Raw genomic sequence first — 12,745 nt, 5'->3', positions numbered from 1 at the left:
AATGCGCATAACTACAAATCAAATTTACGATCAAAACGTTCGTTCAATAATGAACAATCAGACCGAGCTGTCTAAGACTCAAGAGCAACTTGCTTCAGGTAAACGAATTATTGCGCCAAGTGACGATCCCGTTGGCGCAGCAAAGGTACTGCGTTTAACCGAAGAAGTGGACGAGCTTACCCAATTTCAGCGCAACAACGATTTAGTGACAGGGTCTTTAGAACAGCAAGAAGCAGTACTGACGAATATCACTAATTCTATCAACCGTGCTAGAACCCTCGTTGTCCAATCAGGCAACGGAATCTTAGCCGACCCCGATAAACGGGCCATAGGAGCAGAGCTAGAGCAGATAAAATTAGAAGTTTTAGATTTAATGAACACGCAAGATGCCGACGGCAATTATCTTTATGCAGGTTATCAGTCAGCTAATCAGGCGTTTTCCTTTAATCCTGCATCTGCAGGGAATGCCATTTCATTCGCCGGTGACGCTGGTGTGAGTTTTATTCAGCTTTCAAATAGCTCAAAAATTCAGTCAACCAGTAACGGCTATGATGTATTTGAAAACGTGCTGTCTCGTTTTAAATTTTCAGTGACGGGAAGCGCGGTGGGCAATTTAGAAAGTGCCACAGTAAAAGAGCAGGGGACATTCGATACGTTTTTTGATAAAAACTTTGACCCTGTAAATGCAGCAAACAATAATTATCGGGTAAACTTTTTAGCCGGTGGACAAGCTGAACTTGTCAATCAAGGCACCGGCGCAGTAGTAGATACAGTAGGCTTTACATCGGGCCAACCTTTCACCATAAAAGGTATGCAATTTGAGGCTACTGCGGTTGCCGGCGACAGTATAGATTTTTCTCTGGATACGCCAGAAAAGAAAAGCATGGCCCAGGCAATTCATGAAATTCAAGAGATTCTGCTAGACAGCACCATTAATAACGGCGCACTGCAAGAGTCTATTGCCGATGCATTGGTAGGGCTAGATAACGGCTTAGAGCGAATTTCTCTAGAACGGGCGTCCATCGGCAGTCGACTGAACATTGCAGAGTCATCGTACGAAACTAATCTGGATATGGAAATTGCAGCTAAAGCCGCACGCTCATCCATTCAAGATGTAGACTACGCTGAAGCGTCGACTAAATTTGCTCAACAAGAGACGGCGCTAAATGCCGCTCTTGCTACATTTCCAAAGATAACCAACTTGTCGTTATTTAACTTTATCTAAGGTGTGTTGAACTGGTTATTGACGCGTATTTACATGCTCAATTTAGCAAGGTAAACCCGTGCTTCTTCATCGCAATGACTCGAATAATAGGATACATAAAGTATATCGTCATTGAGGACCAAGCCTGGATAACTGGTATCACCGCCACTTGGAAGAGTAATCAGCTCAGTGAGCTTTTTTGATTTAACATCAAAATGCCATACTTTAGTACTGAAAATATCCTCCTCCCAATCAATGTGTCTGCCTGCCACAACAAAATTCCCATTTTTGAGCGTAACTGCCGCTGGTCCGCCGATGTATATTTCTAAATCATGCCAGGCCCAGTTTGAGTAAGGGGGATTAGCGTATCCAAATTGAGCGCTGTAGGTGTCGGCATCTCTGCGTAAAAAAACACTGGCATTACCCAGTTTATCAAAGAGAAGCGCACTTTCATTGGGGTAACCTTTGTCTGACTTTTCAAGTCCAAATACATTGTTTTGATAGCATGTCATTGAGTTTAAAGGATTGCCTCTATACAAGCTTATAGATTGCGCTTTGCGATTATAGGCAAACCCGTATGCCGTTTTTCTAAACCAATCACAACTCCAAATCCACCAGGCGTCGTCACCAAAATGATGGGGTTCAGACCACGATAATCCTGTGTCAGAGCTATAGCTCACCATATGACGTGAAAGGCTACTGTCTTCTAAAACAGTTTTGGCATAAGCGGTGATGATAAGACGTTTGCCATCGAATGAGAGTTTTGGATCCCTAAGATCTGTGCCTGGTATTTCCAATGCCAAAGAGTTGAATGGCTGCAATGTATTTTTATTTATCTGTAAAACGATAATTTTGCCGTTAGGGCTGACATGGTTGTCAGCCTCGCGGTAGGTGCAAAATAGCGATGAATCTGAATTATCAAAAGGGTCAGTGCATAAATCAGTAAAGGCAGCATGAGGTGCGGGCGCTGATATCTGAGTGACCTCAAGTATTTTCAATTTATCCAGCACTAAATTTCTCCTATAAAAATCCGAGAGTTACGGCGTTTAATTCAGGCAATAAGCGGCAATATGTTACCGCTAATCGGCAATAATCGTAATTTTTTCTAAAGGGAAGTTACATATTGTCGATACAGTTTCTGAGAGAGCCAGTTCATCAATTACCCCTCAGGTGTTGATGACTACTAAAACAAAACGTCGGAAAACCCGACAGCCAGCCCACGCTGGACTGAGAGTGTAGGAGAGACTTTATGTCTATGTTCGTCAATACCAATGTATCATCATTGAATGCACAGCGTCAGTTATTCGATGTGAGTAATTCTTTGAATACGTCATTTGAGCGTTTGTCTTCAGGTTTTCGCATCAACAGCGCTGCTGATGATGCTGCAGGGCTTCAGATTTCAGATCGAATGACATCACAAGTTCAAGGTCTTAACCAAGCGGTTCGAAATGCAAATGATGCGATTTCACTATCGCAAACTGCCGAGGGCGCGCTATCTGAGACTACCACCGCGCTTCAGCGTATCCGTACTTTAGCAGTACAATCGCAAAATGGAATTAACAGCTCTGCAGACCGTGTTGCACTTCAAAAAGAAGTGTCTGCCCTGCGTACTGAGATTTCACGAATATCTACAACGACACAGTTTGCCGGTGTAGATATTCTATCTGGTGACTTTTCTGCGAAGTTTTTGGTGGGAGCTAATGCCGGTCAGACTATCTCAGTAAACTTATCTACTCCGTCGCTCACGCGTGCTGGTGTTGAAGGATTTGGGGCTAGTGGTTTGGGTATTACAGGTACCGATGTAGACGTTCTTACTTCTGAGAACGCTTCAGGAATACTCGCAAAACTAGACACAGCAATATCAGCGGTAGGTGGTTTACGTGCTGATTTGGGTGCGCTTCAAAACCGTTTCCAATCAACCATTCGTAACCTAAGCAACATTTCTGAAAATGTTTCTGCTGCTCGTTCACAAATAAAAGATACGGACTTTGCGACTGAAACCGCTAATCTAACCCGTAATCAGATACTGCAGCAGGCAAGTACAACTGTATTGTCTCAGGCTAATCAGCGCCCACAGGCAGCATTACAGCTTCTAGGATAAGCTTTCTAAGCTATAGACTACGGCGAGGATGAAGCCAGGGGGTAGTGACCCAGTGCTTGTTATCTATTTAAATGGCCAGTAATTGAATGTATTTCAATTTACTGGCTTTTTTGTATCTAAAGTCTCTAGAAAGCGAATGTTTGTTTTCAGTTCCTTGTGAGTTGTCAACTCTTGTCCCGTATCGAAAAAATGTTTTCACTACTGCCTCTTACTATTTTCACAAAGGCTGTTTTATACACAAAGTCTTAATTCTCCTGCATCTCAACCTCAACTTTATGATTTCAATTGGCTCGTAATGTCATGAAAATCATCGGTTTTTAAAAATTTTACTTTTTTTTCGTCTCAGCGGGCAAAAAACGCTAAAGGAAAATCGGTAATAGGACGATAACTATTACAAAGGGGAGATAAAGAACGTTTTTACTTCCCAAGTGCTAATAACAACAATAGTAGTGCACTAAGCAAGACCTTATTTGCGTAAAGTAAATAAATTAAGTGAAATTAAAGGTTAGGAAAATCAACCTATTAAGATGTTAAAAGTGCAGTTTAAAAAGTTCTAAAGTAATTGTGTTTTAATGTCGATATATAGGAAGGTTTGCTAGAAGGGTTGGAGCTGCTGACAGGCAAGAATGAAGCCAGGAGGTAGTGAGAGGTTTGAGGTCTGGAACATCAATCTCACCAGCCAGCAAAGAGAAGAAAACTTCTCCGTTTAGCAAACTTCATCAGTAGTGTGCCGATGAAGTGTCAGATAAATCTGACGACTTAAATCAAGCACGCACTGTGCCAAGAATTTAATACAACGCGCAAATAATAAAACCAATAGCGCAATCACTCGAAACTGTTAGGAGAGACCCCATGAGTCTATTTGTAAATACCAACGTGTCATCATTGAATGCACAACGTCAATTATTTAATACCGGAAACAATCTAGATACCGCATTTGAGCGTCTATCTTCTGGGTTTCGCATAAACAGCGCTGCGGATGATGCAGCGGGCTTGCAAATCACCGACAGAATGACATCGCAGATTCAAGGCTTAAACCAAGCTGTTAGAAATGCGAATGATGGAATCTCGCTAGCGCAGACTGCTGAGGGTGCAATGGCGGAAACTACGACCGCGTTACAACGTATCCGTACCCTTGCAATCCAATCGCAAAACGGCATAAATAGCTCTGCTGACCGCTTAGCACTGCAAAAAGAAGTATCTGCATTACGTACTGAAATTTCGCGAATTGCGACAACGACTCAATTTGCCGGTGTAGACGTACTGACAGGAAGCTTTTCAGCAAGATTCTTGGTGGGTGCAAATGCAGGTCAAACTATCTCAGTTAACCTATCTAGTCAGGCATTAACCCGAGCAGGGGTAAATGGATTCAGTGCAACAGGTTTAGGTATCACATCCGAAGACGTGTTGACGGAAACCAATGCATCAGGTTTATTGTCTTCAGTTGATAGCGCTATATCAGCAATCGGTGGAATTAGAGCTGACTTAGGTGCTCTACAAAATAGATTTCAATCAACTATTCGTAATCTAAGTAATATTTCTGAAAATGTGTCAGCGGCAAGATCTCGCATCAAAGACACTGATTTTGCCACAGAGACGGCAGAACTAACCCGTAATCAGATATTACAGCAGGCAAGTACTACTATCCTATCGCAGGCTAATCAGCGTCCACAGGCTGCATTATCACTACTAGGTTAATCTTTTAAATTAGGCGTAAGTCTGGGAAGGAGTTGAGAGGCCATCCCCTAGAAAGGAATGCGACCGAGAGGTCGCACCTTTAAGAAAGCGCCGACTAACAGGACTGAGAGTGTAGAAGCGTTGGTTGAGAGGCCAGTTTGTCCTACTAAACCCTGCCAGCCGACAGAAACTAATTTTGCTCAATCTCCTAACGTGAGCAAATTGGCCGAGATATTATGTCTCGGCCTTTTTTTTATAATCGCCGAAACATCCCACCAATTTCAGACTCCAGTAGAGCAACGCTGGAATCCTCTTTTTATAAAGCATCTTTGATGCCAACTTAATTTAAAACTCCCGTTTAATTTTCACTAGCAGTGCAGCTTTACTCAATCATATTTCTAATTGGTTGTAGGCTGTATTAGAGCCCTGACCTATTCACACCGCAACCGGATACCGCTCCATATAAGTCCAATTTATTGTCTTTGACAACGAATTTATATTTGCCGCTGTGGTTTGAGAGTCCGCATACGTAAATTTAGAGTAAATAAAAACCAACAAAATCAATGCTATAAATCAACTTAATAATTTTTTGAAAAAAAATTAAAAAAAAGGCTAAAGAACCTAAAGCCTTGGCCGATACCTATTGTTGAGGGGTAATTTACTTTACTTTTACAAGAGAGGTTAGCAGGCGTAGTGACCCGGCTAATTTGAACTGGATGGATTTGAATGTACTTGTAAGCACATCGAATCTCTAGGAGGTAATCTAATGTCTTTATTTGTAAATACTAATGTGTCGTCGTTAAATGCACAACGTCAGCTTTTTGACGTAAGCGACCGTTTAAACACATCGTTCGAAAGACTTTCATCGGGATTTCGTATAAACAGTGCAGCTGATGATGCGGCAGGTCTTCAAATCTCTGACCGTCTTACATCACAAGTTCAGGGTCTTAATCAAGCGGTAAGAAATGCGAACGACGCAATTTCTTTATCGCAAACCGCAGAAGGTGCTTTAGGTGAGGTAACCAGTAGCCTACAGCGAATCCGTCAGCTTGCAGTACAATCTCAAAACGGTATTAATTCGTCTGCAGACCGTGCAGCACTTCAAAAAGAGGTTTCTGCGTTGCGAACTGAGATTTCTCGTATCGCTACGGATACTCAGTTTGGTAACGTCAACATCCTTGATGGAAATTTCTCTGCAAGCTTCCTAGTCGGTGCTAACGCAGGTCAAACGATTTCGGTTAATCTTTCGTCAGGTAACCTTGGCTCAATAAGCGGTTTTAGTGCAACCGGTTTAGGCATTACGACTAATGATGTGTCTACAGCCGCAGGCGCTTCTTCATTACTTGCCGATATTGATGGCGCAATCTCGGGTATCGGGGGGGTGCGAGCAGACCTTGGTGCACTTCAAAATCGCTTTCAGTCGACAATTCGTAACCTGAGCAACATCAGTGAAAACTTGTCCTCGGCTCGTTCGCAAATACGCGATACAGACTTTGCGGCTGAAACTGCCGAGCTAACTCGAAATCAGATTGTCCAGCAGGCATCGGTTTCAATCCTTAGCCAGGCTAACCAGCGTCCGCAAACAGCGCTATCACTACTTGGATAAGCGGTAGAAAAGTAGCTATAGTTAGTAGGGCGGGTGCTTACATGTGATGTAACGCCCGTTTTTCTGGTTTAGGTCAGGAGGTATTAGGTGGAAATTCAAAATACCCAAGGTGGTCAAGCTTTTGCATCACCAAATGTCACACCTATTCGGACGGATACTGATGTAAAGAAAGAGTCTTCCGGCAGTGAAAATAAAGAGTCTAATCAGCGAAACAATGGTTCTTTAGCAACATTGCAAACTCGTGATTCCTTTTCTATCGAGACGAATAAAGAATTGTCTCAAGCATCTGGATTAAAGGCCGATAACGTAAGAAGCACGGAGAATGATAAACAGCTTGATGATGCAATATCAAAAGTCGAGTCATTCCTAAAAGTTCAGAATCGGGATTTAGCGTTTTCTATCGACGAAGAAACCAATCGTTCAATAGTTACGGTTAAAGATTCTCAATCTGGCGATGTGATACGGCAAATTCCTTCCGAAGAGGTGCTAGAACTTGCCGAGCGTATCCAAGATCTCCAACAGGATGTTGGGAACAGTGTGGGAGTGTTTATCAACAACCAGGTTTAATGAGGTAATACAATGACAATTCAGTCTCTAGGTGTAGGATCGGGGTTAGCCCTTGATGATCTTGTACAGCAGCTTATAACCGCAGAACGTAAACCGAAAGAAGATCGTTTAAATGCGAAAGAAGAGCAAATTGAGGCTGAAATTTCGGGCCTTGGTCAAATCAAATCGAAGCTTTCTGATTTTAAAGACACGGTAGATGACCTTCGAAGCGATAACGGTATAAATGGCCGAGAGCCAACGATTACTAATCCTTCCGAGGATGACGATGTCCTATCAGCAGAAGCATCCAACTCAGCCCTCAGAGGTAGCTACGAAATATCGGTAGAGCAACTTGCCGCCGGTAGTCGTATCACCACCGATGCAGGTGCATTCACATCTAGTAGCGATCCAGTTCTAACGTCGGGCACAGGTTCACTTTCATTTGATGTGGGTGGAGCAGATAGCTTCACAGTAGACGTTACAGCCGGTATGTCGCTAACCGCTCTCCGTGAAAAAATCAATGGTGCTGACGATAACTTCGGCGTAACCGCAAATATTATCGATACAGGCACTGGTGCAGGCCCCCGGCTTGTATTCTCTTCATCTGAAACGGGTGAAGGCAACGATCTTGTTATTACTAACGATACTGGAGTTGCTGAACTTGACCGCCTATCTACAACGGGCGGTACCGCCAATATTAGTGCGGCGAATATTGAGAGTGCTAAAAATGCTATAGCTTATATAGATGGCATTGAAGTTCAAAGTACGTCAAATAAGTTCGAAAATACAATCCAAAACGTATCCTTTGATGTCAATGAGGTTTCTCCAAAAGACTCCGTTGGCGATTTTTTGACGACTAAGTTGGACATTGGTTTTGACAAGGAAGGTTTGGATAAAAAAATCCGCGATTTTGTTGATAATTACAATGCGTTGATTGATGAAATAGGTACGTTAACTAGCTATGGCGAATCAGAACTTGAAGATGACGGAGCGCTTGCTGGCGACTCACTGCTTCGCGGAATTCAGTCTGGCCTTGCTTCCATAGTCAGCGGAAGTGTGAGTAATTCAGCTCTTGGGAATCTTTTTCAGGTTGGCATAGAAGTTGATAGTGACGGTAAGCTCGAAGTAGGCACTACCGATTTTGGTTTAGGGTCTGGTGAGGACAGATTAGAGGATGCACTCGAAGATAACTTCGACGAAATCGCGAAACTGTTCACTGATAAAGACGAAGGTATCGCTACGCGTATGTTCGAATTTGCCAAAGAATACACTTCGTTCAGCGGGCTGATCAGTTTAAGAGAACGAGCGGCAAAGGATAATCGAGACGAAATTCTCGACCAAAGAGAAACGCTGGAGCTACGTATGTTGAGTTTTGAGCAGACGCTTAGAGACAAGTATTTAAACCTTGACCAAACTGTAGCGCGACTAAACCAAACTGGCTCTGCATTATTAGCCTCGTTATAAGTTTAAAGATGTAATCGGAGATAGTATGTCACTTAAGGGTATTAACGCTTATCGTAAAGGCAACTTAAAACAAGATGTTTCAAGTGCCGATCCTCACAAGCTCACGCTGATGTTACTTCAGGGGGCGCTTGACCGTATTGCATATGCAAAAGGCGCGATGGAGCGCAAAGATCTCATTGTGAAAGCTGACTATATTTCAAAGGCAAGTGCAATAATAATGCACCTAAGAGATACGTTAGACTTAAAGGTGGGCGGTGAAGTTGCTGAAAATATGTTCGCGCTTTACAACTACATGGTTGAGCGTCTTGGCGATGCTCATATTAATAACGACTTGAATATGTTGGACGAAGTGTCTAGCCTGTTAACACCAATACGTGATGCATGGGTTTTGATTCCTGAAGATGCCAAGCAGGAAGCTTACGAAACACAGCGCCAAAACCGACAAGCTATTTGAACAAATCAATATTAAATCACGCTAACACTCCACTTTTTCTGCAAGCAGTTAATTCTGAATTAGCTGCTTGTCTTTCTACTCCTGGTGAAGATTTTTCAACAGATCGTTTTAGATACCTCTGCGATGTTCGTCACAAAGTAGTCATTCGGGCATTAGCTCGACTTGACCCGGATGTAAGACACTCATTTGCCAAAGAAGAACTTGAGATAAATAACAACTTAGAAAAGCTGGCGCAAGGTTTGCTTCTCAATGCCAAAGACGAAGCTGTTAAATTCTCTCGAGGTCGGTCAGCTGTGAAAAAATATAATAAATAATTATGCTAAATGAAATTCGCTCTCATCTTCATATTGATCCGCTTAAACAGAAAGACATTGAGCTAGCATTTGCCAAGCAAATAGATGGATTAAGACGAACTAATATCGAGTCGTTTAAGAGGTATATTCCGTCCCTTGTGCCCTTAATGAGCAATGAAAACTCAGGTACTCACACGTTGTTTTGCAATAAACAAGGCAGAGCAAACATAGTTGACATAAGCACCGGGCAAGTGGTTTACGGGGAAAATCCAAAGGAAGAAACGCTTACTCAACTAAGTAATAACTTGTCAAACGCGCAAGAGATATTTGTTGCTGAGTTTGAAGGGACTTCCGCCGCAGTGGTCTTTGGTTTGGGGTTGGGTTTTCACTTAGAAGAATTGGTATCAACATCTAAGTTTCAAAACATTGTGGTTTATGAACCAAATTTAGATTTTTTTAGATGTTCACTATCGTCAATTAGATGGAACATAATATTTACCGAAGCCAAGAAAAAGGGAATAGGTCTGTTTCTTCAGATTGGAGAAGATGCTCGAAACCTTTATGACAATATTGAAGAAATATCGAATCAGCTCAATGTAAACAGGTTTACATTGATAAGACATCTCAATAGCCCTTCATTTGGCGAAATATCTAAATTTTTGGCTTATAACAGCTGGAAAGATTTAAAGTTTTGGAACGTTAAAGCAAATCAAAATTCGTTTGTTGATTTTATTCCTTTTAAAACATCTTACCGCTTTGAAGACGATTGGGAAGAGTTAGATAAAGATTACCCGACATTTAAAAACAACCTAGAGGCGCTTAAGCCCTTCTTTCCTGATTTATATTTAGAATTCTTGGATTACGTACCACAAAAATGGCGTCCAGTAAAAAATGGCAAAGGCATTGTAAACAGCGTGCACATAGATACAAACGCTATGCTTTATAATGAGGACCCTGTTAAAGATTCTATCGTTAGTTACGAAAACTTTTGCTCACATCCCCAAAAAGATGGATTGGTCCTAGGGTACAAAGGTAAAAAACTTCAGCATTATCTTCATTATCAATTCGTGAAAGAGTGCGAACCAGTTCTCGATTCTCTTAGTAATGAGTTAGGTGAGCTGCCTAAGCAGATAAAATCAATGATTGTATTTGGTATAGGTTGCGGTTATTCATTAGTTGAGGCTTTTAAAAGAAGCACAATTAACAAGTTATTTGTCTGCGAACCGAATAAAGATTTTTTCTATAGCTCATTATATAGTGTCGACTGGGCTGAGATCCTCTCAAATTTTCAAAGTGAGAAAAGTCGCTTGTACTTAAATATTGGCGATGACGGAAGTAACCTCGTCAACGACCTAATGGTACAATTTCAATCGATTGGCCCTTATGTCCTCGCGAGTACTTACTTTTATCAAGACTATTTTAACCCAAGATTAACAAGAGCAATCTCTCAGTTAAGAGAGCAACTGCAGGTCTTAATCGCCATGGGAGACTATTTTGACAACGCAAAATTTGGGCTTGCTCACACAGAAAGTTCAATTGCGCGTAACATCGGCTTTCTTAAATTAAATGCTGACAAATTGATGGGGCTAACTACCAAAGATTTTCCAGTGTTTATCATAGGAAATGGGCCTTCCTTAGATTGTCAGATAGAGCTAATAAAACAAGAACGTGATAATGCAATCCTTGTGTCTTGTGGTACTGCACTCCAATCGCTTTATAATCACGGTATTAAACCAGACTATCACGCTGAAATTGAAATAAACCGAGCGACTTATGACTGGGCAATGAGAATTGGCGACCTAGATTATCTTTCAGACATTTCTCTCATCAGCTGCAATGGTATCCATCCTGATACTTGCTCTTTGTATAAAGATGTTCACCTTGCTTTTAAACAAGGCGAATCTTCTACGGTTTCAATTACTGAGGTTTGGCAGAAGAATCAATTTGCTCTGCTTAATTTTTCCTACCCCACAGTATCAAACTTCGCATTGGACTTTCTTTCTACATTGGGTTTAACGCAGTTCTATTTTTTAGGCGTTGATCTAGGTTTTGTAGATGATACGCATCATCATTCAAAGAGTTCTGGATATTATGATAAAGAAGGAAAAGAGCTTTATAGCTACACAGAACAAAACAACACTTCGTTTGTAGTACCTGGTAATTTTAGGAAGTGGGTAAATACTAAACTTGAATTTAAAATGTCAAAAGCCGTCTTAGAAAACGTTTTGGCAAGCAGAAATATAGATGCCTATAACTTAAGCGATGGAGCCTTGATTAAGGGCGCTCGTCCCCTAGACAAGGACTATGTTCTGCTTAATCAAGACAAGGTTACTAAGTCGAGAGTTCTTGATGAAATAGGTGAAAAAGCTTTTGAGACTATAGACCATACTGAGTTTACAAAGCTTTATGAGCAAAGGTTCGATACAAGCGCGCTAAGACGAGAACTCCAAGAGCTCATTGAGGCTTTGGACGAAGAGGTTTTCAGTAGGCATAGAGTCGATGAGATAATTCAATATCAGAGAGACAAGCTAGTCGCATCTTACTTATCTAAAAAGTCTGCACTGTTTTTCTATATGAATGGCACAGTGAATTTTGCAAATAGTGTATTTAGTAAAATTTTAAATATTTCAGAGGATAAGGTAGTTCTTGAGGCCTCAAATGATATTTTAAGATATTGGAAACGTACACTTATCAGTATTTCCTCTTCTATTTTGGATGATCCCCTTGGAGCCGATGGCTCTTCAACATTTGGTGGGCAAAGAAGAAAGTTGGCGTTACAGCATTTTGCCCAAAAAGGAAATTACTCAGTCGCTGTTGAAAACCGAGCAATTATTCACAGACCAGAGTATACGTTTTTATCCGCTTTTACTCCGACATCAAAAACGGCAAATAAACTATTAAGAATTGTTTTTAGAACCGATACAGTAACTAGATTGGATGACTTTTCTACTCATCCTGATAGTAATATGTGCGAAGTTTTTGATACGCATTCATCGAGCCTAGATGCTTTGGTTAGCGGAGATGGCCTTAAAGTTTATGCCCCATTGTCTTCGTACGAAGTTAGAGATATGAAGCGCTATGAAGACCACGTCAGAATTAATTGCGCTCTTTTTATATTAGGAGCAAGTTTAAAAAGTGTGTTAGCGATACCTAAGCCAAATTTTGTTACTGAGATAGACGTTGATATACCTTTGGAAGTCGCTGAAGCTGCAGAAAAGTACTATGTATACGATACGCCTTTTCTTCTGGTGATGTCTCATACGCAGATCCCATATGATAAGAGATTATTAAATAGTGGTGACCGCCTGAATTTTGTTCCACAATTAACAAAACGAAATTATCTTGGTAAGTTAATCGATGAGAAAACATTCGATCAATTTTACTTAGGTAAATAGTGTTG

At 41.2% G+C, this 12,745-nt stretch carries 10 protein-coding genes; 9 read left to right on the top strand and 1 reads right to left on the bottom strand.

The window, feature by feature from the left end:
• Position 1 precedes the first annotated feature (1 nt).
• Entirely contained in the window at positions 2-1,225 is a 1,224-nt protein-coding gene (gene flgL, locus AC27HD_RS05440) for a flagellar hook-associated protein FlgL (RefSeq protein WP_487104315.1), read from the top strand.
• Positions 1,226-1,254: 29 nt separating this feature from the next.
• Here the strand turns inward: flgL and AC27HD_RS05435 are convergent, their stop codons facing one another.
• A complete protein-coding gene (locus tag AC27HD_RS05435; protein ID WP_487104313.1) occupies positions 1,255-2,214 on the bottom strand; it encodes a hypothetical protein in 960 nt (319 codons plus the stop codon).
• A 239-nt stretch (positions 2,215-2,453) separates the two neighbouring features.
• Here AC27HD_RS05435 and AC27HD_RS05430 point away from each other — a divergent pair, with 239 nt between their 5' ends.
• The 8 genes from AC27HD_RS05430 to AC27HD_RS05395 all read left to right on the top strand — a co-directional run bounded on the left by AC27HD_RS05430 (position 2,454) and on the right by AC27HD_RS05395 (position 12,740).
• Positions 2,454-3,305 (top strand): flagellin N-terminal helical domain-containing protein, encoded by an 852-nt coding sequence (locus AC27HD_RS05430; protein ID WP_487104311.1) that lies wholly within the window; start codon positions 2,454-2,456, stop codon positions 3,303-3,305.
• A gap of 852 nt (positions 3,306-4,157) precedes the next feature.
• Positions 4,158-5,003: a flagellin N-terminal helical domain-containing protein gene (locus tag AC27HD_RS05425; protein ID WP_487104309.1), complete on the top strand. Its 846-nt coding sequence runs from the start codon at positions 4,158-4,160 to the stop codon at positions 5,001-5,003.
• Positions 5,004-5,748: 745 nt separating this feature from the next.
• Positions 5,749-6,588, top strand: a complete 840-nt coding sequence (locus AC27HD_RS05420) for a flagellin N-terminal helical domain-containing protein (protein WP_334063207.1) — start codon at positions 5,749-5,751, stop codon at positions 6,586-6,588.
• Positions 6,589-6,675: 87 nt separating this feature from the next.
• Entirely contained in the window at positions 6,676-7,155 is a 480-nt protein-coding gene (locus AC27HD_RS05415; RefSeq protein WP_487104307.1) for a flagellar protein FlaG, read from the top strand.
• A gap of 12 nt (positions 7,156-7,167) precedes the next feature.
• Positions 7,168-8,598 (top strand): flagellar filament capping protein FliD, encoded by a 1,431-nt coding sequence (fliD, locus tag AC27HD_RS05410; protein WP_487104305.1) that lies wholly within the window; start codon positions 7,168-7,170, stop codon positions 8,596-8,598.
• Positions 8,599-8,623: 25 nt separating this feature from the next.
• Positions 8,624-9,052 carry a flagellar export chaperone FliS gene (fliS, locus tag AC27HD_RS05405; protein ID WP_163105247.1) on the top strand — a complete coding sequence of 143 codons (429 nt, stop codon included), beginning with the start codon at positions 8,624-8,626 and terminating at the stop codon, positions 9,050-9,052.
• A complete protein-coding gene (locus AC27HD_RS05400) occupies positions 9,049-9,366 on the top strand; it encodes a hypothetical protein (RefSeq protein WP_163105248.1) in 318 nt (105 codons plus the stop codon). The genes fliS and AC27HD_RS05400 overlap by 4 nt, the downstream gene beginning before the upstream one ends.
• Before the next feature lie 2 nt (positions 9,367-9,368).
• Positions 9,369-12,740: a motility associated factor glycosyltransferase family protein gene (locus tag AC27HD_RS05395; RefSeq protein ID WP_487104303.1), complete on the top strand. Its 3,372-nt coding sequence runs from the start codon at positions 9,369-9,371 to the stop codon at positions 12,738-12,740.
• Positions 12,741-12,745: the final 5 nt, after the last annotated feature.

This window comes from Alteromonas sp. 4NS20-0143, assembly GCF_057542855.1.
This window is presented reverse-complemented; position numbering and strand designations above follow the sequence as displayed.